The following is a 20,393-nucleotide window of genomic DNA, read 5'->3' as shown; positions in this document are numbered from 1 at the left end:
TTGGTGGAGCCGCCCAGGGCGATGACCACGGTGATGGCGTTTTCAAACGCCTCGCGGGTCATGATGTCCCGGGGCTTGAGATCTTTTTCCAACAGGGTAAGCACGGCGGCCCCGGCGGCGCGGCAGTCGGCCAGCTTGTCGTTGTCCTCGGCGTTCTGGGCGGAGCTGCCGGGCAGGCTCATGCCCATGGCTTCGATGGCCGAGGCCATGGTGTTGGCGGTGTACATGCCGCCACAGGAGCCGGCACCGGGGATGGCGGTCTCCTCGATCTGCTTCACTTCGATCAGGGTTTTATCGCCCTTGGCGTGCGCACCCACCGCTTCAAACACCGAGACGATGTCCGTGTGATTGGCGCCGGGCTTGATGGTACCGCCATAGACAAAAACGGACGGGCGGTTCAGCCGCGCCAGGCCCATCAGACAACCCGGCATATTCTTGTCGCAACCCCCGATGGCTACCAGGCCGTCAAAGCCCTCACAACCCGCCACGGTCTCGATGGAATCGGCAATGACCTCGCGGGAAACCAGGGAATACTTCATCCCCTCGGTGCCGTTGGCGATGCCGTCGGAGACGGTGATGGTGTTGAAAATCAGGCTTTTCCCACCCGCACCATCGGCGCCGTCGGCCGCTTCTCGGGCCAGGCCGTCGATGTGCATATTGCAGGGGGTCAGGTTGCTCCAGGTCGAGGCGATACCGACCTGGGGTTTGCGGAAATCCTCGTCGGTAAACCCGGTGGCGCGCAGCATGGCGCGACTGGCGGATTTACCGACCCCGTCCACCACGGGGCTGGAGTATCGGCGGCGATGGTCCTGGCTCATACGGGATGGCTCCTATGATTGGCTATGATTCACGCGTGCTTACTTATCCTGAATAGCCAATATAGTGGGTGAGCCAGGCCTTTTTCGCAACCGTGGTGGCGCGAAGTCCCTCAGTCAGGGGCAGTCAGCACTGATCCATTGACCACTGTGGGTAATGGTGACCTTTTCCGGGGACCCGCCAAAATCCATCAGCGCCGTGGACTGACCGGTATACGCCGTATCCCCATCCAGCACCATCTCACCCTGGGCCTGTTCGTCCGGGCAGGTAAACTCGATGCGGGTCTGGTCGCCGCGGCTGACCACGTTGTGTTCACAGTCGGTGTTCTCGCCCCACTGGAACTCGCCTCGTGCGGCCTCTTCTTCGGTCAGGCAATTGCGTACGGTCTGGTTACTGAAGTCCATGGACAGGCCCTGCTCGGCCATCATGTCCTGCATCATCTTTTTCTGGGCCGGCGGCATGGCTTCCATCTGTTGGCGCACCATTTCCAGCTGCTGCTCCAACTGGCCGCTTTCGCTTTTCATGGAAACCTGGTGTTCCCAGAGGCCGGGTCTGATATCGAGGGATTCCGCTTGTGCTCCCAGACTGAAACCCAGGGCGCACAGCGACGCGATCAACGTGCGGGGAAGTATTGGAAAGGCCATAACTGAAGTCCTTGTAAACGGTGATTGAATTCGAAGCCGGGTCGTTACCGCTGACCATCGGCTTCGAGTCTGCCCCAGTCAGGGGCAAATTTCAATCAACCACCGGAGCTCAGTGACTGATCATCCAGGGCCTCATACTGGGGAACATTTTTTTGCCATCGGCGGTGTACATCAGCGCCGAGCGGAGTTTGCCGCCATCGTGGCATCCGCAGGGTTTGCCTTTTCGATGCGCATGGGCCTGCCGCTCCCGGGCATCCGCCCGGGCCTCCGTGGTGGAGAATACCGGCTGATGCTGACTCTTTTCATTGCGCTCGTGGGCCGTGTGATTCTCCCTGGACATGGCTTTCAGCTCCGGGGGCAGGACAATCACCCGGGCCGCTAACTGGCCGCAGCTCGGACAAGCCTGTGGCTCAGCGCTCTGCTCGAAGGTCGCCAGCTGGTGAAACAGCCCGTGTTCGGCGCACTTGTAGTCGTAGACCGGCATGATGCTTACTCCTTATCCTTCGAAAGGGGTACATCCATACCACCACTGACCTTGGCGCCCGGGCCGGACGCACTGGGGTTGACGTCGATATCGAAGATATCGGTGGGCAACCACAGGGTGGCACAGGCGTTGGGAATGTCCACCACCCCACTGATATGCCCCTGTACCGGCGCGCATCCCAGAATGGCGTAGGCCTGGGCTTTGGTGTAGCCAAACTTGGTCAGGTATTCGATGGCATTGAGACAAGCCTGACGATAGGCGACGTGCACATCCAGGTAGTGCTGCTTGCCATATTCATCCACCGAAATACCTTCAAAGATCAGGTAGTCGTCGTACTTGGGCGTAATCGGGCTGGGTTTGAAGATCGGATTCTTGATGCCGTACTTGGCCATGCCGTCTTTCACCAGATTGACCCGCAGGTGAATCCAGCCGGCCATTTCAATGGCACCACAGAAGGTGATTTCGCCATCGCCCTGGCTGAAGTGCAGATCGCCCACGGACAGGCCGCCTTCTTTGACGTACACCGGGAAATAGATTTTCGAACCGCGTGACAGGTCCTTGATGTCGCAGTTACCGCCGTGCTCTCTGGGCGGTACGGTGCGCGCCGCTTCGGCGCCAGCGCTCTTGGCCGAGTCTTTATCCATGCGCCCCATATGCGCGGTATCGGCATAGGGCAGTGCCGCGAGCGGCGGCACCCGCTCCGGGTCGGTGTCCACCAGGCCCTGCTCACGGGTGTTCCACTCTTTCAACATCTCCTTGGAGGGCAGGCAGCCGATCAGGCCAGGGTGAATCAGACCGGCGAACTCCACCCCGGGGATATGCCGGGACTTGGTGAACATGCCTTTGAAATCCCAGATGGATTTCTGCGCTTCGGGAAAATGTTCGGTCAGGAAGCCGCCGCCATTCTGTTTGGAGAAAAAGCCATTAAAGCCCCACTGGCTTTCCTCGAAGGTACCGATATCCAGAATATCCACTTCCAGAAGATCGCCGGGTTCGGCACCTTCAACCCCGATCGGTCCGGACAGGAAGTGCACCTGAGTCAGATCCACATCGCGCACATCATCGGCGCTGTCGTTGTTGGCGATCTGCCCACCGGTCCAGTCGTAGCACTCGACGATAAAGTCGTCCCCCGGTTTGACCGTGGCCACCATGGGAATGTCCGGGTGCCAGCGATTGTGTACCTTGTCATTCTCGTAGGGGGTCTGGTTCAGATCGATTTTGATGATGGTTTCAGTCATGGCTTGGCTCCTGACAGGGAATGAGGCGTTAGCATTTCGGGCCGAGGTGCATATACCTCTGGCCCGTGTACGCTCATTATCAAAGGCGCCTGCCGTTGGGCCCATACGACAATTGGCCCCGGCTCTGCGTCATTTGACGTACTCACTTTTGCGGGCCCACACCTGTCGACAGATGACCCGCCCGTGCTGCCAATCGCAATACATCTGGCGCAGCTCTGATTCGGCCTGCGGTGGCATCTTTGGCTTCGCACTGTCCGGGCGTAACTCCGGCCGTTCCAACAGAAACTGTGCCACCGGTACTTCCACCTGCTGACGGAACTGTCGCTTTAACGCCCGCGCCCCAAACCGGGCATCGAAGCCCTTGCGCTCCACCCGGCTCATCAACGCCCGGGACACTTGCAATTGCCACCCCTTGGACCGCAGGCGTCGATTGAACTGAACCAGCAGTTCCGCCACCACCCCCGGTCGTGCTTCCGAAGGCAGCGGATAGTAGATCAACACGTTATCAATGCGATTGAGAAACTCCGGGTCCAGCCCGCGATCCAGTGCGCGCTCAACCCGCTGACGCAGTGCGGCCTGCTGCACGGGCTCCGAACGGGGCCAGAAACGGCGCCAGCCGGTTTGCCAACGGTTCAGGTGGCGCGCCAGATCCGCCGCCCCCAGATTGCTGGTCATAAAGATCAGGCTGTTTCGAAAATCCAGCTGCTTCTGCCCGGAGGTGAGACGCAACCGCCCGGTGTCCAGTACCCCCAACAGACTGCGCAGCACTTCCGGGCCCGCTTTCTCCAGCTCGTCAAACAACACCACACCGGGACGACTGAAACTGCCGCGTATGGCCTCTTCATCGATCAGGCTGTGGCCCTCTTTGCTACCGACGTAACCCGGAGGCGCACCGGTGATGGCAGCGGTGTAATGATCCTGGGCCAGCGTATTCATATCCACCCGGCAGAAGGCATCGGCCTTCCCGTGCAACGCTTCGGCCAGAGCCCGAACCGTTTCGGTTTTACCGACCCCGGTAGGGCCCGCCAACAGAAATACCGCCAGCGGGCGATCCGGCTCTCCGATATCGGCTTTGACGCGGGTCAATTCACGATCGATTTGCGTCAATGCATCGGGCTGGCCGCGGATCCTCTGACGCAGAACCGCCGATACCGTCTCCGGATCAAACAGAAAACGCGAGGCCCCCAAGCGCGACTCGCCCGGCGACGAGGCCGACCGGGACGGCTCAGGCGCAGACGCCGCCGGAGTCAGCGCCTCGCGCAGCGCCTGATCTTCCAGTCGATCATTGATGAATGGCATGGAACCGCCTTACCCGACGGTTTTCTCGCGGCCACCGTGAGGCAGCTCGCCCACCGGACATTCCGCAACCCCGATGGTGGAACGGGTCATGGCCTCGACATCGTCCCGCGCCTTCTCCGCATCCATCACCCAGGTGCGATAGAAGTCAAACGGGCACTCGGCCACGCCGCGATCGCCGTCACCGGAATTATAGATACCGGAATATCCCCGATGCAGCAGTTTGAACAGATGGTTCTGGGATTGGTCATTGGCGCGGGCATCGCGAATCTGGCTGACCGAGAGCTGGGCGTACTGCACACCCATATCCTCTTCGCCGCACTCGCCCAGTGTCCGACCGTCGAAGCCGATCAATGAAGAGTGACCAAAATAAGAGTAGACGCCGTCGAACCCCGTGGCGTTGGCCACCGCCACATAGCAGTTGTTGGCCCAGGCCATGGATTTGGCCATCATCACCTGTTGATCTTTGGCCGGGTACATATAGCCTTGGCAGCGAACGATCAACTCGGCCCCTTTCATGGCACAATCTCGCCAGATTTCCGGGTAGTTGCCATCGTCACAGATGATCAGACTGATCTTCATGCCCTTCGGTCCTTCCGTAACGTAGGTGCGATCGCCGGGGTACCAGCCTTCAATGGGGCACCAGGGGATGCACTTGCGGTACTTCTGAACGATCTCACCCTGATTATTGATCAACACCAGGGTGTTGTAGGGTGCCTTGTTGGGATGGTCTTCGTGGCGTTCGCCGGTCAGGGAAAACACCCCCCAGGTATTGGCCTTGCGACAGGCTTCGGAGAAAATTTCCGTTTCCTCCCCCGGAATGGTGGCGGCGGTGGCCATCATCTCGTCCTGGTCATACATGATGCCCATGGTGCTGTATTCGGGAAAGATCACCAGGTCCATCCCGGGCAGTCCTTTTTTCATCCCCACCAACATGTCCGCAATGGCCCGGGCGTTATCGAGTACCTCGGCTTTGGTGTGCAGGCGCGGCATTTTGTAGTTGACGACGGCTACGCCGACGGTATCGTCACTGCTGGAAATATCACCGTGTCGCATAGTAGATTACCTCACTTAAACGGATAGATAGGACGCCACTTTCTCGGCATCGACACTGCTTCGGGCTTCCTCGTGCACAATCTTCCCCTTCTCCACTACCAGGATACGATCGGCCACATCCAGGGCGAAGCTCAGTACCTGCTCGGTCACCACAATGGTCAGGCCACGCTGATCGCGGATTTCTTTCAGGGTCTGGGCGATTTCCTTGATGATGGAAGGTTGTATCCCCTCTGTGGGTTCATCCAGCAGTAACACTTTGGGATCGCTCGCCAAGGCGCGAGCGATTGCCAACTGCTGTTGCTGTCCACCCGACAAGTTACCGCCCCGTCGGTTACGCATTTCCAGCAATACCGGAAACATATCGTAGAGATCACGCGGAACGGCTCGTCGCCCCGTTGAAGTCAGACCGGTCTGAATGTTTTCGCGCACGGTCATACTGGAGAAAATCATCCGTCCCTGGGGCACATAGGCCAGCCCCTGGCTGACTCGCTGATGACTTTTCATACCGGATATCTGCTTCCCGTCCAGCGTCGCCGTTCCGCCGGATTCGGGAATAACTCCCATCAGCGCTTTCATCAGGGTGCTTTTGCCCATGCCATTGCGGCCCATCACGGCGACAATCTCATTGGGTTGCACGGTAAAATCCAGACCATGCACAATTTCGCTCTGGCCATAACTGACTCGATAATCGGATACATTAAGCATGATGAGTCCTCTCTCACTCAGTGGCCAAGGTAAACTTCAATAACCTTCGGATCGTTCTTGACTTTTTCAATCGCCCCTTCGGTCAGAATTTTACCCTGATGCAGGACGGTCACTTTGTCAGCAATCTCGGCAACGAACTGCATGTCGTGCTCAATAACGATCACCGACCGATTCTGGGAAATACGTCGAAGCAGTTTGGCGGTTTCCTGACGTTCAGTGACGGACATCCCGGCGACCGGCTCGTCCAACATCAAAAGGTCAGGGTCCTGAATCAGCAACATGCCGATTTCAAGCCACTGTTTTTGGCCGTGACTCAACAGTCCCGCAGACTCATGAAGCTGATCCTTCAAAAGGATCATTTCCGCGATCTCTTCGCACTTGCGGATGATGGTTTCGTCTCGCTTGAAAAAAAGCGAGCCGAAAACGTTTCTCCCTTTCGGATAGGAAATCTCGAGGTTCTCGAAAATGGTCAGATCGTTGTACACCGAAGGGGTCTGAAACTTTCGGCCCACACCCGACTTAACAATGTCGGACTCGGTCATCTTGGTCAGCTCGCGGTTGCGAAATTTGATAGAGCCCTGAGTTGACCGGGTACGGCCGCAAATCAAATCCAGAACCGTTGTTTTACCGGCCCCGTTCGGACCAATAATCACCCGGATCTCTCCTTCATTGACATACAATGTCAGGTCATCCACGGCTTTGAACCCATCAAAGGAAACAGTCAGGTTCTCCACCGCCAGGACAAAATCTGTGTTACTGGCGTTCATGGGCAACTCCTTGGGCAGTGCGGCTAGAATCAGAACGGGTAAGCTGGTCAACCCAACGATCAAGCGCCTTGGTCACATGACCGCGGGCATACTGGTCATAGAGTCCCGCAAGGCCGTTGGGGAACGCCAGCACAACACCGATAAACAACGCACCCATGGCGAACAGCCACAACTCAGGAAAGCTCTCCGAGAAAATGGATCGAGCCCAACTCACCAACACCGCACCATAGACCGCACCAAACAGAGACAAGCGGCCGCCAACGGCGCAGAAGATCACCATTTCAATGGAGGGGACAATGCCGATAAAGCTTGGGGACATGAAGCCAACCTGAAGAGTGAACATTGCGCCGCCGATAGCCGCAAATGTCGCGCCCACGCAGAACACGAAGACCTTGAAGTTGGCTACATCATAACCGGAGAACCGGATGCGATCTTCCGCATCGCGCATCGCCACCAGTATTCGTCCAAATTTGCTCTTGCGAATGAACTGCGCGATTACTACACAGGTCAACAGAAGCGCGACGCAAATAAAATAAAATACATACTTGGCGAAGTCTGACCGGATGTCCCAGCCCAACAACGTTCTCAGGTCAGTGATACCGTTTACGCCACCAGTGAAGCCCTGCTGCCCAATAATCAGGATGGTGAGAATCAGAGCAATCGACTGGGTAATAATGGCAAAATACACCCCACTTACCCGCCGCTTGAACATTGCTACACCGATCAGGTACGCAAACACCGTAGGCACAACAATTACCGCCAGCAATGTAAATCCGAAGCTGTAGAACGGCTCCCAGAACCAGGGAAGCTCGGTAATCTGATTCCAGTCCATGAAGTCGGGAATGCCCGGCGTGGACTGAATCGCGGTGCTTTCGGGGTCGGACGATTCGAGCTTGAGAAACATGGCCATCATATAGCCACCGATCCCGAAGAACACGCCCTGCCCCAGGCTGAGAACGCCACCGTAGCCCCAGCAAAGCACCAGCCCCAGGGCCACAAACGCGTAGGTCAGGTACTTACCGATCAAACCAAGCCGGAACACGTCCAGCGCCAGAGGGAATACCACAATCAACAGCAGGGCAAGCACTGCAAAGCTGAGCAGATCGTGACGACTAAACAATGATCGTAATCCGGTCGCAGTCATCGTACCGTCCTCCTATCGACGAACTTTAAGGGTAAACAGGCCCTGAGGACGAATCATCAGAATGCCCAGCACGAACAGCAGCGTCAGCACTTTGGCCATGGAACCACTGAGGAAAAACTCCATGGTCGACTGCGCCTGCGAAATGGTGAACGCGGAAGCGACCGTACCCAACAGACTTGTAGCGCCACCGAAAACCACCACAAGGAAGGTATCCACGATGTACAGCTGGCCCGAAGTGGGACCCGTGGAACCGATCATGGTAAAGGCGGCACCGGCAATCCCGGCAATCCCGCAACCCAAAGCGAACGTCATACGGTCCACTTTTTGGGTGTTGATCCCCACCGCACCCGCCATGGGTCGATTTTGAACCACGGCTCGTACCTGAGTACCCCAGCGCGAGCGATACATCAGGGCCGCCACTACCAAGGTAATCCCAAGCGACAGGCACATAACAAATATGCCGTTGATCGGAACCTCCACCAAGTCCGTTATCGGGTAGGAGCCCATCATCCAGTCGGGCATACTCACGCCAACTTCCCTTGCGCCAAAAATCGAGCGATAGGTTTGTTGCAGAATCAGGCTCAGGCCCCACGTGGCCAACAGGGTGTCCAGGGGACGATGATATAAGTGGCGAATCATCAACCATTCGACCAACATGCCCAAGAGCGCGGCCGCCAGGAAGGCAAGTGCTATAGCCACAAAGAAGTAGGAACCGTACAGGTCAGGTAGCCATTGGGAAAAGACGTTAGACGTCATGTAGGTGACATAAGCACCGAGGATCATAAACTCCCCGTGCGCCATATTGATCACGCCCATCTGGCCAAAAATAATGGCCAGACCCAAGGCCATCAGTACAAAAACAGAGAAGAGTGTCAGGCCTGCAAAACCCTGCATGGCAAAAATCGACATCAACTCCGATGAGGAATAGTCAGAAAACATGGGAAGGTGCCTCCGCGTGCGCTTGAACCAACCGGGCTGGTCTTTCTACCGGGATAACCCCGCCCGGAGGCGGGGTTATTTATGTCACTGTCTTGAAGTGACGCTTATTGATAACCTTCCGGAAACGGGTCTGGCTCAATCAATTCTTCGGTCTCAAAGACCACCTCATACTGGCCATTCTCCTGGGCACGACCGATACGGGTTTTGGACCATAGGTGATGATTGGGGTGAATCTTCACGTAGCCTTCAGGTGCAGTGGTCAGTTCAATACCCGGTGAAGCTTCGCGCACTTTATCGACATCAAAGGAGCCGGCTTTCTCAACGGCCGCTTTCCACAACCAGGGTCCAAGGTAAGCCGCCTGGGTTACGTCACCGATCACGATGTCATCACCCCAACGCTCTTTGAATGCCTTGACGAATTCTTCGTTGTTGGAGTTCGTCAGGCTTTGGAAGTACTTCATTGAGGCATAGGCGCCTTCGACGTTTTCGCCACCAATACCCAGTATTTCATCCTCGGTTACTGAAATGGTCAGAACCAGGGGAGATTCCTCGGTCAGATCGATACCGGCTGCCTTCAGCTGCTTATAGAAAGCCACATTGGAGCCGCCTACGACAGAGGCGAAAATCACATCGGGCTTACGCAGCTTGATCTTGTTAATCACCGAATTGAACTGGGTGTGACCAAGCGGGTAATACTCTTCACCCACAACTTTCAAGCCCAGCTTGTCAATGTGCTTGCGGGCAATCTTGTTGGAGGTTCTGGGCCAGATGTAATCTGAGCCAAGCAGATAGAACGTTTTGGCATCCTTGGCGTCAACCACCCAGTCGATACCGGCAAGAATCTGCTGTGTGGCTTCCTGACCGGTATAGATTACGTTGGGCGACTGCTCTAGCCCCTCATAGAAGGTCGGGTAGTACAGCATTCCGTTAAATTGCTCGAAAACCGGAAGAACCGCTTTGCGTGAGGCCGAAGTCCAGCAACCGAATACCGCCGCTACATTGTCCTGACGAAGCAGTTTTCGGGATTTTTCAGCGAACGTGGGCCAATCGCTGGCGCCGTCTTCCTGGATGTACTCGATCTGGCGACCAAGAACCCCTCCAGAGGCATTGATCTGCTCGATGGCGAGCTTTTCCGCTTGGACTGAGCCGGTCTCACTGATGGCCATGGTGCCGGTGATTGAGTGAAGAATACCCACTTTCACAGTGTCTTCGGTAACCGCCAGTCCGGTGGTATTCACCTCTTGGGCGACACCAAACGCACTCATGGCGAGGCCTGCCGTCAGCCCGGCCAGGCTTTTCAGAAGCCGGCGCGACGGCCCCGGCGTATGCTTGCGTGAGTCAGTAACCATGGTCTTTCCTCGTGTGGTGGTTTGAAAACGCGACTGAACATCGGTTGGCCCGTGCCCATGCTCTGCATTTTGCTCGCACCTCCCTTCTGAGCCCATTCGACAAATGCCGCAGAGACCTACGTCAATCACCCCATACCACCGACCACCCACTTTGCCTTTAATGTTCTGCACGCCACAGATGGCATAAAGATTGATACCTGATTCAAGGAGTGCCGGGTTCAGCGCACTGAGCTCCGGCCCGGCCATACAAAGTGCACCACCCTGGTTCGCCTGCCCGGGCGCTATGCGTCATACCGGCGCACGGCGACGGCCGACATGGACATCGCCCGATCAATGCCTTCACCGGCTGTTATTCAATAAGCGAATGCCATGACTGCCAAACAGACCATTTTCCGCGTGCGCCGTCAGTACAACCAATGGGTTGCCAACCAGACGCTGGAGGACTACGCGCTTCGTTTCACCGCCAAGCGAGCCCGGCGCTGGTCGCCCGCCCGGGTGGCACACACCGCCCTGGGTGCGATTTCCTTTCTGGCTCTGGAGGCAATCGGTGGCGCAATCACCCTGAATTACGGGTTTACCAATGCCATGGTGGCGATCCTGGCGGTAAGCCTGGTGATCCTTTTGACGGCCTTTCCGATCAGCTACTACGCCGCCAAGTACGGCGTCGACATTGATCTTCTGACTCGAGGGGCGGGCTTTGGCTATATCGGGTCCACCATTACTTCCCTGATTTACGCATCATTCACGTTCATTTTCTTTGCGATCGAAGCGGCCATTATGGCCATGGCGTTGGAGATGCTCTTTGGCATTCCCATCGTGTGGGGGTATGTTCTCTGTGCCGTTGTGGTGATTCCGCTGGTCACGCACGGCATCACCTTTATCAGCCGCTTTCAGCTCTGGACCCAGCCGCTTTGGGTGTTTCTGCAGGCGCTGCCGTTTGCATTCATCCTATGGGCCGACTTCCAGTCGGTGTCGGACTGGACCAGTTACACACGCGAAGCCGGTGGCGGGTTTGATCTGCTGCTTTTTGGGGCGGCCTCTGCGGTCATCTTCTCCCTGATTGCCCAGATTGGCGAGCAAGTGGATTACCTTCGCTTTATGCCCGAACCCAAACCGGAACAGCGTCGCCGTTGGTGGCTGGCCCTGAGCGCCGGAGGACCGGGCTGGATTGTGATCGGAGCCCTCAAAATGATGGCGGGCTCCTTTCTGGCGGTGCTGGCCTTGTCACACGGCATGTCCGCGAACGAAGCGATTGACCCAACCCACATGTATCAGGTGGCCTTTGGCTACGTCACCCAGTCGCCCACGGCGGCCCTGGCCATCGCCGGACTGTTTGTCATCCTGTCGCAGTTGAAAATCAATGTGACCAACGCCTACGCCGGGTCCATCGCCTGGTCCAACTTCTTCTCCCGCCTTACTCACAGTCATCCGGGGCGGGTGGTTTGGTTGGTGTTCAATGTCACCATTGCCTTGCTGGTCATGGAGCTGGGAGTCTATCGGGCACTGGAGAACACCCTGGGGCTATACGCGTTGATCGCCATTGCCTGGGTGGGCACTCTGGTGGCCGATCTGGTGATCAATAAGCCGTTGGGGTTCAGTCCACCCCATATCGAATTCAAGCGCGCCCATCTGTACGACATCAACCCCGTGGGCGTCGGCACCATGATCACCGCCACCCTGATCGGCGTGATCGGTTATCTCGGCTTCTGGGGCGAAACCTTCCAGGCGCTCTCGCACTTCATCACTCTGTTGAGCGCTCTGGTTATTGCTCCACTGATCGCCTGGCGAACCGGCGGGCGGTACTACATCGCCCGCGAGCCAATTATCCTGACGCCCACGGCCGCCACTCACCAGTGCTGCATCTGTGAACACCGGTTTGATAAAGAGGATGTCACCCACTGTCCCGCCTACGACGGCCCCATCTGTTCGTTATGCTGCTCGTTGGACGCCCGATGCAACGACTTCTGTAAACCCGGCGCCAGCTACCCTGAACAGATCCGCAACTGGGTGCACCGCTGGCTGCCCTCCTGGCTGATACCCGACATCAATGCCCGCCTGGGTAATTTCCTGTTACTGGTTATTGGGATCAACGGGTTCTCGGGTGTGCTGCTCTCCTTGATTTACCAACAGACAGCCTTCCCTGATGAAGTATCCGCCATGCTCTTTGCGGCCCTGCTCTGGAAAGTGTTTTTCATTCTGGTAATCATTACCGGTGTCGTGAGTTGGTTGTTCGTGCTGGCCCATGAAAGTCGGGTCGTCGCCCAGGAAGAGTCGCAGCGCCAGACCCGCTTGTTGATGGAGGAAATCGACGCACACGAACAGACCGACCAGGCGTTGCAGCGGGCCAAGGAACAGGCCGACGCCGCCAATCAGGCCAAAAGCCGGTACCTTACCGGCATCAGCCACGAGTTGCGCTCACCACTGAACGCGGTGCTGGGGTATGCGCAACTGCTCGAGAAAGACCCGGCGATTCCCCCTCACCGGCGCGACGCCCTGGGCGTCATTCGCCGCAGCGGCGAGCACCTGGCCGACCTGATCGAAGGCCTGCTGGATATTTCAAAAATCGAAGCGGGCCGACTGGATCTTCATCGCGATCAGGTCCGCCTCGGCCCGCTACTGGAACAACTGGTGCACATGTTTCGGCTGCAGGCGGAAGGCAAGGGGTTGCAGTTCGAGTACCACTGTCAGGATCCGTTGCCTCCTCTGGTTCGCGCCGACGAAAAGCGCCTGCGGCAGATTCTGATCAACCTGCTGTCCAATGCGATCAAATACACCGCTCACGGCCGGGTCAGCATGAGGGTCAAATACCGCAGCGACGTGGCAGAGTTCACGATTGAAGATTCCGGCGAAGGCATTTCGCCCGACGATCAGCAGCGGATATTCCGCCCGTTTGAACGCATCCGCCGCCCTGGAGAACAGGTATCCGGTACCGGGTTGGGGCTGACCATCACCCAATTGCTGACCGATATTATGGGCGGCGACATCAGCCTGCAGAGTACTCCCGGGCAAGGCAGCGTCTTTAAAGTGACACTGATGATGAGCCGCATTCGGGGCGCCTCGGACATAGCGCCGACCGAGGCCCAGGACATTCAGGGTTACCGGGGCGAGGCCAAGCGCGTCATGGTGGTGGATGACGAGGCCTCGCACCGCCAACTGGTGCACGCCATGCTGACACCGTTGGGGTTTGATGTCGTTGAGGTCGACAATTCGCTCACGGTGTTGGACCGGGTCCGACAGGAGGCGCCGGATCTTATTCTGTTGGATGTCTCCATGCCCGGGCTCAACGGCTGGGAGCTGGTTGCCCAGCTTCGCGCCATGGACTATTACCAGCCTGTGGTGATGATTTCCGCCGATGCCAGCGAAGGCAAGGCCGTGGACACTGCCCTGCACGATGCCTATATCGTCAAGCCGGTACGGTTGAACAGCCTGTTGGAAACGTTGGGGCAACAGCTCAATTTACGCTGGCACACCCGACCCGTGGCGATCAGTACGCCTGCGTCACAACCACCCCGCTCCGACAAGCGGATCACCGCGCTGACACTGCCCGATGAAGTGCATCTGCAACCCCTACGCAAGCTGGCTTTGATTGGCCACAAAAGCGGCTTGCAGCAGGCCCTGGCGGAGCTGGAAGCGAACGGCCTGGCCACTGAAGAGTTCGTGCAGACACTGACCCGATTGGCGGGTCAATTCCAATTCGAAACCATCATTCGACTGTTACAGGTACCCGACAATGAGCTCCAACGAGAACCCCTCTGAACCCGTGGTTCTGGTGGTCGACGATGCCATCGAAAGCATCCACATGCTCAGCGACGCACTGGAGGCGGAACACATGACCGTGCTGGTGGCACTGGAGGGCCAACAGGCGCTGACCATCACCCAGAACATTACGCCGGACATCATTTTACTGGACGCTCTGATGCCCCAGATTGATGGCTTTGAAACCTGCAAGCGGCTGAAACAGAACCCACGCCTGACCAATGTTCCGGTGATATTCATGACCGGCCTGAGCGATACCGAGCACGTGGTTCAGGGGCTGAACGCCGGAGGCGTGGACTACATCACCAAGCCGATCAACCCCGAGGAGCTGGTCGCACGCATGCGGGTGCACATTACCAACGCCCGCCTTACCCAGAGCGCGCACAATGCGCTGGACGCCGCCGGCCAATACCTGTTTGCCATTGACCGCAGCGGCACTCTGCTATGGACCACACCACAAGTGCAGGCGCATCTGAAACGCGCCGGACTGAATCAGCCCCAGGCTCAGGACCAACTCGCCGGACAGTTACGCGAATGGCTCAACCACCAGCCGCAAACCGGACACAAACTACCTCTTCGAGGGCTGTCTCCCGCACTCACCCTGGAATACCTGGCACCGCTGAGCGGCACCGACATCCTTCTGCGCCTATTGGAGCAACCCGGGGAAGGATCCGAAACGGATCGGTTGCGAGAGATCTTTGGTGTCACCACCCGCGAGGCTGATGTGCTGCTGTGGATAGCCCACGGCAAGACCAACCGGGAAATCGGTCAGATTCTCTCCATGAGCCCGCGTACCGTGAACAAACACCTGGAGCAGGTGTTCCGCAAACTCGGTGTGGACAACCGCACCTCGGCGGCGGCTGCCGCCATCCGCTGCATGGCCCGAGCGTAAGTCAGTAGGTCTGACGCCACACAAGGGCAACCTCTGGCACAAGTGTTGCTGAATGATATGACAAGACGACCGCCGCCCCCGATAACACACCGGTTATCGGGCCCGGACGCCTCAAACCCGGATACTGCATGCACCATGACAGCGCAAATGAACGTCACTGATGCCCCACAAGCTCGCATAGATCGCGCCCCGTTTGCGCGCTTTGTCCAGGACTACCGACGCCGGCAGGATGCTCTGTCGTTGATCCGCCAATTGATCCATATGATCAAGGGAGTGCAGCGACACCGGGGCATGAGCATGGCCCTGCTCGGGGGCAACCGACAATTTGAACCTGACTTTGAGCGACTCCAACAGACCCTGGAGCGCCGCCTGCTGGCACTGCAGGCGTTCACCCTGGGCAGCGATCTGCTCAGCGAACGGGAGCGGGAAAACCTGCACACCGCCTGGCTGACCATCAGCCGGGACTGGCACGATGACAGCGTGATCGACAACTACGAGCTGCACTGCCACCTGGTCGAGCAGCTACTGGCCATGCTGGTCAGCCTTTCCCGCCCGCTCGAAGCGCCTCTCTCCGCCCCCTCGGATCACTCCGACGCCGACGCGCCCACCCGGGTGCAGATGCTGGAGTTACTGCACTTCTCCACCCGGATGTTGCCCGGCGTGGTCGAGCAGATCGGGCGTATCCGGGCCCTGTCCAGTTATGCGGCGGCGGTCGGCCACTGTGACTCTCACCACGACGGCAAGCTGCGATACGTCATCCAGAACACCCAGGTCAACAACGAGAAGCTGCGCCACCAGATCCGCCGCCTGGAACAGGTGCTCGGCCCGGAATTCGGCCAGTTGGGTGAACTCAAGCGGTACGAGCTCAAACTGATGTTTCTGCTCAATATGGTGGAGGGCGACGTGCTCGGCGGCGGGCCGATCACCGCCGACAGCAACCGGCTGTTCCAGGTGGCAACCGACATTATTGACGTCTACCTGCAGGTGGTGGAGAACGGCATCGTCCTTCTGAACCAGTGGCTCGAGCAGGATCTGGAGCGCTGGATGCAAACTGGCGCGCCAGTTCGTCCCGAAACCTCCTAAAGCGCGTCCCGTTTCTCAAACTGTCAGACGGTTTGCTGTATCCTTGGGCTATTGATCGTCACCCCAAGGATTGCCTTTGCATGCGCTTGCCCCGACTCTCACTGTGGTTGTTCGTATTCTGTGCCCCTGTGTACGCCAATGACGCCTCTGAGCCAACCCGCACGGAGTTATCCGACGAGGAAATGGACCAGTGCCTAAGGATTGCCGTGACCGTCGCGGGCCGGGACATGTCAATCAATGGCCTACGCGACGTATGTAGTACCCTGGCGCGCGAAGACTCCAGCCAGCGCGATGCCATCAGCCAGGCACTGGCGGCCATGAGCGATGATACCGCGGGTCAGGAAGACGACCCCAGTGGCAACAGTCGCCTGCTGGAGCGGCGCCTGAACATGGAAGCGCTCAATCGCGCCAACCGCTTTCTGCTCACCCCCCACAAGCGCAATTACCTGCTCCCGGTCAGCTACCAGGAGGAACGCAACACCGCCCCCTACGCCGAGGCCGGCACGTCACTCGCCAGCCAGCAGAGCACCGAAGTGGAGTTTCAACTGAGCGTCAAAATCCTGATCCGTGAGGGAATTTTCGGCGACAACGGCCACCTGTACATGGCCTACACCAATCACTCGCTCTGGCAGGCCTACTACCGGGAGATCTCCCGCCCCTTCCGGGAAACCAACCATCAACCCGAACTGATTCTGAGTTTCGTCAACGACTGGAACATTTTCGGGTTTCGCAATGTGCTCAACGAAGTGATGATCACCCACCAGTCCAATGGCCAGAGCGGCGATCTGTCCCGCAGTTGGGACCGGATCATGGTCAACAGCGTGTTCGAACGCGGTCCCTTCGCGTTTTCGTTCAACCCCTGGTACCGCATTCCGGAGAGCGAGGGCGACGGCCCCGATGACCCCACCGGCGATGACAATCCGGATATTCACAAATACATGGGCAACTTTGAACTGTCTGCCGCCTGGCATCGTAAAGACAACATAGTGAGCCTGATGCTGCGCAATAACCTGCGCTCGAACAATCGCGGCGCGGTGGAGCTGGGGTACAGTTTTCCGGTTTCCTCCACCGTGCGCGGTTATCTGAAGGTGTTCAGCGGCTATGGCCACAGCCTGATTGACTATGACCACCATACCAACGCCATCGGCCTGGGCATCACCTTTACCGACCTGTTCTGAGGTAAAACCCATGGGCACGCTGGCTGGGGAGAGAATTATGCGCGCGCTTTTATTGAGCCTGGTACTGACACTGGGGGCCTGTTCCTCCACCGAGGTACAGGAGTACGCGGGAAATGAACCCGCCCTGACGCTGGAAGATTTCTTTCAGGGGTCCCTGACGGCCCACGGGGTGCTGAAAAGTCGCGGTGGCACGGTGACCCGCTACTTCAACGCGACCATCGAAGCGAGTTGGGATGACGAGGGTGTCGGTCGCCTGGCCGAGCGCTTCGAGTTTGACGATGGCGAAATCCAGCATCGCAACTGGACCCTGGAGCCTCAGGAAGACGGCAGCTACAAGGCCACCGCCGGCGATGTGCTCGGCGAGGGCCGGGCGGAAACCAGCGGCAATGCCCTGAAAATGGATTACGTCCTCGAAGTGGACTACAAAGACCGCAAACTGGCACTGAACGTCGAGGACTGGATGTGGCGGGTCGACGAGGACACCATCATCAACCAGTCCACCCTGCGCAAGTGGGGATTCAGGGTAGGCACCATCCAGTTGACCATTATCCGTCAACGGGATTGAATTGACCTGCCGGGCGGTGCTATAACGGCCGCCCATTGAGTGACTGCGGACCCGAGCCATGACTGACCCGACCCCCGAGCCCATCAAACTGGACTGCCCGACCTGCGGCGAAACGATTGTCTGGAGTGAGGATTATCCCTACCGCCCCTTCTGCAGCGAACGCTGCAAAATGATCGATCTGGGCGAATGGGCCAGTGAAGGCCACAAGATTCCGGGCGATCCGGTGATCCTTGATGAGAACGATCAGCCCCTCTGACACGAGAACCTACCAGGCGTACCCTATACCCGCGATGCCCTGCGCCCCGGCGGCTTTTGCCTGCGGCAGGGCCTCGGGCCCCACACCGCCCAGGGCGTACACCGGCAGGGGCACTCCGGCCGTCCATTCGGCAAAACGCGCCCAGCCCAGAGGCTCGGTATCCGGGTGACTTTGGGTAACCTGTACCGGGGACAGAAACACGTAGTCCACACCCAGGCGAACCGCCTGCTCCAGCTCCTCCGGGGTATGGCAGGACGCGCCCCACCAACCCGAAAGCCCCAACGGGCGCCGCTCACAGTGCCGCAACGCCTCGGCGTTCATATGCCAGCCAGCCAGCCCGCTCAGACCGCGATCTTCCGGGCCATGGGCGATCAGTGTGGCACCGAACCGGGCACACAGCACTTGCGCCTGTAGGGCCCGAGCCCGATACGCGTCGGCCGACAGCTCCGGGGCACGCAAGTGAATCCAGGAGTGGCCATTGGTCAACGCCCGCTCCAGGCGCTGCCACCAGTCTGCCTCCGAGTTGGCGGAACCGGTAATCAATATCTTTTGTGGCAGACGAATGGCATGAAGGATCGGCCGGTTGGCCTCGGGGAAGCGGTAGTCGGGTAAGGCTGCCGGCTCGACCCAGCGCACCGGCTGGCCCTCGTTGCCACGCGCCTCGCCCGAAAAATCGGTCACCCGGCATACCTGTAGCAGCACGGACTTGTCCGGGTAGTCGTGGCGAATATCGATCAGCGGTTCGCTGGCGCGCACCTCTATCGAGAGTTCTTCCGCCAGCTCCCGAGCGAGGGCATCCGCCAGCGTTTCCCCCTCATCGACCTTGCCCCCGGGAAACTCCCAGAGGCCGCCCTGGTGCACGTGCTCGGGACGGCGGGCAATCAGGATTCGACCCTGTGGGTCCTGAATCACACCCACCGCCACTCGTACCACCGAACCCATGGAATCAGCTCCGGTAGTCGGCGTTGATGCGCACGTACTCGTGGGACAGATCGGTGGTCCAGAGGGTTTCCGCACAAGCGCCGCGGCCGAGGTCAATGCGGATGGTGATTTCCGCCTGATCCATGACCGCCTGGCCCTGCTCTTCGGTATACCCCTCGGCGCGTCCACCGTCTTCGACAATCAGTGTGTCGTTCAGGTGGATGCGAACCTTGTTGGCGTCCAGCCCCGGCACGCCGGCATAGCCTACCGCCGCCACAATCCGCCCCCAGTTGGGGTCCGAGGCGAACAGGGCGGTCTTGATCAGCGGCGAATGCGCCACCGCATAACCCACCTGCAGACACTCGTCCTGACTGGCGCCGCCGCTGACCGCCAGAGTGACAAACTTAGTCGCCCCCTCGCCGTCCGCAACGATGCACTTGGCGAGGTATTCATGGGCACCAATGATCAGCCCACGCACTTTCTCGTACAGATCGCCAGAGGCCTCGGTGATTGCCTCAGCACCGGATTGCCCGGTAGCCATCAGAATGCAGGAATCGTTGGTGGAGGTATCGCCGTCGATGGTGATCCGGTTGAAGGATTTATTCGCGGCCTCCTTGCACAAATCGTCCAGCACCGGCTGGGCGATATCCGCATCGGTGGCAATATAGGCAAGCATGGTGCCCATGTTCGGCTTGATCATACCTGCGCCTTTGGCAATACCATTTACCGTGATGGTTTTGCCCTGATGTTCGACGCTGGCGGTATAACCCTTGGGACGGGTATCGGTGGTCATGATCGCCTTGGCCGCTGCTTCCCAGCCGCTTTCGCTGAGCCCGGCATGAGCCTGGGGCAGCACATTGACGATCTTGTTGACCGGCAGCGGCTCCCCGATCACACCGGTGGAGAAAGGCAGTACCTGAGCGGCCTGAACACCGGACAACTGGGCTACGGCCTCACTGGTGGCGATGGCGTCGCGCCGACCCCGCTCGCCCGTGCAGGCGTTGGCGTTGCCGGAGTTGATCACCAGGTAGCGGGGGCTGGCCTGTTTGAGGTATTCGCGGCACAGCGTCACCGGCGCGGCACAAAAGGCGTTGCGGGTGAACACACCGGCGCTGCGGGTACCAGCGGCCAGCTCGATCAACACCACATCCTGGCGACCGGGCTTTTTGATCCCGGCGCTGGCCGTGGCCAGTTTGATCCCGGCCAGTGGGGGCATGGAGGGAAAGGGGTATTCGCCAACGGCCATTTTTGGAACTCCGTTTTAATGAAGGGGATGCCTCAACGTTGGGTAACGGCGGATGCGC

The 20,393-nt window shown here is 58.6% G+C and carries 19 protein-coding genes; 6 read left to right on the top strand and 13 right to left on the bottom strand.

The window, feature by feature from the left end; translation table 11 throughout:
• The 11 genes from B3187_RS07345 to urtA form a co-directional block, all read right to left on the bottom strand.
• Positions 1–818 (bottom strand): dihydroxy-acid dehydratase (locus tag B3187_RS07345; protein ID WP_286805449.1); only part of this gene is annotated, 818 nt, incomplete at its 3' end.
• 114 nt (positions 819–932) lie between these two features.
• Positions 933–1,460 (bottom strand): DUF3617 domain-containing protein, encoded by a 528-nt coding sequence (locus B3187_RS07340; RefSeq protein ID WP_123637897.1) that lies wholly within the window; start codon positions 1,458–1,460, stop codon positions 933–935.
• Between the two features lie 109 nt (positions 1,461–1,569).
• Entirely contained in the window at positions 1,570–1,944 is a 375-nt protein-coding gene (locus tag B3187_RS07335) for a zinc ribbon domain-containing protein (protein ID WP_024460800.1), read from the bottom strand.
• A 5-nt stretch (positions 1,945–1,949) separates the two neighbouring features.
• Complete coding sequence (fmdA, locus tag B3187_RS07330; RefSeq protein ID WP_286805446.1) at positions 1,950–3,182, bottom strand: formamidase; 1,233 nt, start codon at positions 3,180–3,182, stop codon at positions 1,950–1,952.
• A gap of 129 nt (positions 3,183–3,311) precedes the next feature.
• The gene (locus B3187_RS07325) at positions 3,312–4,481 is read right to left on the bottom strand and encodes an AAA family ATPase (RefSeq protein ID WP_286805444.1); all 1,170 of its coding nucleotides are present in this window, start codon (positions 4,479–4,481) and stop codon (positions 3,312–3,314) included.
• Between the two features lie 9 nt (positions 4,482–4,490).
• Positions 4,491–5,534: an aliphatic amidase gene (locus B3187_RS07320; RefSeq protein WP_123637901.1), complete on the bottom strand. Its 1,044-nt coding sequence runs from the start codon at positions 5,532–5,534 to the stop codon at positions 4,491–4,493.
• 15 nt (positions 5,535–5,549) lie between these two features.
• Positions 5,550–6,239, bottom strand: a complete 690-nt coding sequence (gene urtE / locus B3187_RS07315; RefSeq protein ID WP_024460804.1) for an urea ABC transporter ATP-binding subunit UrtE — start codon at positions 6,237–6,239, stop codon at positions 5,550–5,552.
• Positions 6,240–6,256: 17 nt separating this feature from the next.
• Positions 6,257–7,006 (bottom strand): urea ABC transporter ATP-binding protein UrtD, encoded by a 750-nt coding sequence (gene urtD, locus B3187_RS07310; RefSeq protein ID WP_286805441.1) that lies wholly within the window; start codon positions 7,004–7,006, stop codon positions 6,257–6,259.
• Positions 6,993–8,150, bottom strand: a complete 1,158-nt coding sequence (gene urtC / locus B3187_RS07305) for an urea ABC transporter permease subunit UrtC (protein WP_286805440.1) — start codon at positions 8,148–8,150, stop codon at positions 6,993–6,995. The genes urtD and urtC overlap by 14 nt, the downstream gene beginning before the upstream one ends.
• Before the next feature lie 12 nt (positions 8,151–8,162).
• Complete coding sequence (urtB, locus tag B3187_RS07300) at positions 8,163–9,089, bottom strand: urea ABC transporter permease subunit UrtB (protein WP_286805439.1); 927 nt, start codon at positions 9,087–9,089, stop codon at positions 8,163–8,165.
• Positions 9,090–9,193: 104 nt separating this feature from the next.
• Positions 9,194–10,438 (bottom strand): urea ABC transporter substrate-binding protein, encoded by a 1,245-nt coding sequence (gene urtA, locus B3187_RS07295; RefSeq protein WP_339618714.1) that lies wholly within the window; start codon positions 10,436–10,438, stop codon positions 9,194–9,196.
• A 369-nt stretch (positions 10,439–10,807) separates the two neighbouring features.
• Here urtA and B3187_RS07290 point away from each other — a divergent pair, with 369 nt between their 5' ends.
• From B3187_RS07290 to yacG, 6 genes are all read left to right on the top strand, one after another.
• Positions 10,808–14,194: a hybrid sensor histidine kinase/response regulator gene (locus B3187_RS07290; RefSeq protein ID WP_286805438.1), complete on the top strand. Its 3,387-nt coding sequence runs from the start codon at positions 10,808–10,810 to the stop codon at positions 14,192–14,194.
• Complete coding sequence (locus tag B3187_RS07285; protein ID WP_286805436.1) at positions 14,169–15,086, top strand: response regulator; 918 nt, start codon at positions 14,169–14,171, stop codon at positions 15,084–15,086. The genes B3187_RS07290 and B3187_RS07285 overlap by 26 nt, the downstream gene beginning before the upstream one ends.
• Positions 15,087–15,233: 147 nt before the next feature.
• Positions 15,234–16,169, top strand: a complete 936-nt coding sequence (locus tag B3187_RS07280) for a hypothetical protein (RefSeq protein WP_286805434.1) — start codon at positions 15,234–15,236, stop codon at positions 16,167–16,169.
• Between the two features lie 80 nt (positions 16,170–16,249).
• Complete coding sequence (locus B3187_RS07275) at positions 16,250–17,347, top strand: phospholipase A (protein ID WP_286805432.1); 1,098 nt, start codon at positions 16,250–16,252, stop codon at positions 17,345–17,347.
• 37 nt (positions 17,348–17,384) lie between these two features.
• Positions 17,385–17,912 carry a DUF3833 domain-containing protein gene (locus B3187_RS07270; protein ID WP_286805430.1) on the top strand — a complete coding sequence of 176 codons (528 nt, stop codon included), beginning with the start codon at positions 17,385–17,387 and terminating at the stop codon, positions 17,910–17,912.
• A 58-nt stretch (positions 17,913–17,970) separates the two neighbouring features.
• Complete coding sequence (gene yacG / locus B3187_RS07265) at positions 17,971–18,168, top strand: DNA gyrase inhibitor YacG (protein WP_286805428.1); 198 nt, start codon at positions 17,971–17,973, stop codon at positions 18,166–18,168.
• Positions 18,169–18,177: 9 nt separating this feature from the next.
• Here yacG and B3187_RS07260 read toward each other — a convergent pair whose 3' ends face one another.
• Both B3187_RS07260 and argJ read right to left on the bottom strand, forming a co-directional pair.
• The gene (locus B3187_RS07260; protein ID WP_286805427.1) at positions 18,178–19,110 is read right to left on the bottom strand and encodes a Nudix family hydrolase; all 933 of its coding nucleotides are present in this window, start codon (positions 19,108–19,110) and stop codon (positions 18,178–18,180) included.
• A gap of 4 nt (positions 19,111–19,114) precedes the next feature.
• Positions 19,115–20,335, bottom strand: a complete 1,221-nt coding sequence (gene argJ / locus B3187_RS07255; RefSeq protein WP_286805426.1) for a bifunctional glutamate N-acetyltransferase/amino-acid acetyltransferase ArgJ — start codon at positions 20,333–20,335, stop codon at positions 19,115–19,117.
• Positions 20,336–20,393: the final 58 nt, after the last annotated feature.

Origin of the sequence: Marinimicrobium sp. UBA4209, assembly GCF_002381585.1 — a bacterium.
GTDB classification, from domain to species: Bacteria; Pseudomonadota; Gammaproteobacteria; order Pseudomonadales; family Cellvibrionaceae; genus Marinimicrobium; species Marinimicrobium koreense.
The sequence above is the reverse complement of the archived record's forward strand: the minus strand, read 5'-3'. Positions and strand labels throughout refer to the sequence as shown.

Bases quoted from the DNA above. Each gene is read 5' to 3' on its own strand.
- B3187_RS07290 (WP_286805438.1), top strand. From the start codon at position 10,808: ATGACTGCCAAACAGACCATTTTCCGCGTGCGCCGTCAGTACAACCAA.
- urtC (WP_286805440.1), bottom strand. From the start codon at position 8,150: ATGACTGCGACCGGATTACGATCATTGTTTAGTCGTCACGATCTGCTC.
- urtE (WP_024460804.1), bottom strand. From the start codon at position 6,239: ATGCTTAATGTATCCGATTATCGAGTCAGTTATGGCCAGAGCGAAATT.
- B3187_RS07340 (WP_123637897.1), bottom strand. From the start codon at position 1,460: ATGGCCTTTCCAATACTTCCCCGCACGTTGATCGCGTCGCTGTGCGCC.
- fmdA (WP_286805446.1), bottom strand. From the start codon at position 3,182: ATGACTGAAACCATCATCAAAATCGATCTGAACCAGACCCCCTACGAG.
- B3187_RS07275 (WP_286805432.1), top strand. From the start codon at position 16,250: ATGCGCTTGCCCCGACTCTCACTGTGGTTGTTCGTATTCTGTGCCCCT.
- B3187_RS07320 (WP_123637901.1), bottom strand. From the start codon at position 5,534: ATGCGACACGGTGATATTTCCAGCAGTGACGATACCGTCGGCGTAGCC.
- urtB (WP_286805439.1), bottom strand. From the start codon at position 9,089: ATGTTTTCTGACTATTCCTCATCGGAGTTGATGTCGATTTTTGCCATG.
- B3187_RS07270 (WP_286805430.1), top strand. From the start codon at position 17,385: ATGCGCGCGCTTTTATTGAGCCTGGTACTGACACTGGGGGCCTGTTCC.
- B3187_RS07280 (WP_286805434.1), top strand. From the start codon at position 15,234: ATGAACGTCACTGATGCCCCACAAGCTCGCATAGATCGCGCCCCGTTT.
- B3187_RS07260 (WP_286805427.1), bottom strand. From the start codon at position 19,110: ATGGGTTCGGTGGTACGAGTGGCGGTGGGTGTGATTCAGGACCCACAG.
- yacG (WP_286805428.1), top strand. From the start codon at position 17,971: ATGACTGACCCGACCCCCGAGCCCATCAAACTGGACTGCCCGACCTGC.
- B3187_RS07285 (WP_286805436.1), top strand. From the start codon at position 14,169: ATGAGCTCCAACGAGAACCCCTCTGAACCCGTGGTTCTGGTGGTCGAC.
- B3187_RS07335 (WP_024460800.1), bottom strand. From the start codon at position 1,944: ATGCCGGTCTACGACTACAAGTGCGCCGAACACGGGCTGTTTCACCAG.
- urtD (WP_286805441.1), bottom strand. From the start codon at position 7,006: ATGAACGCCAGTAACACAGATTTTGTCCTGGCGGTGGAGAACCTGACT.
- urtA (WP_339618714.1), bottom strand. From the start codon at position 10,438: ATGGTTACTGACTCACGCAAGCATACGCCGGGGCCGTCGCGCCGGCTT.
- argJ (WP_286805426.1), bottom strand. From the start codon at position 20,335: ATGGCCGTTGGCGAATACCCCTTTCCCTCCATGCCCCCACTGGCCGGG.
- B3187_RS07325 (WP_286805444.1), bottom strand. From the start codon at position 4,481: ATGCCATTCATCAATGATCGACTGGAAGATCAGGCGCTGCGCGAGGCG.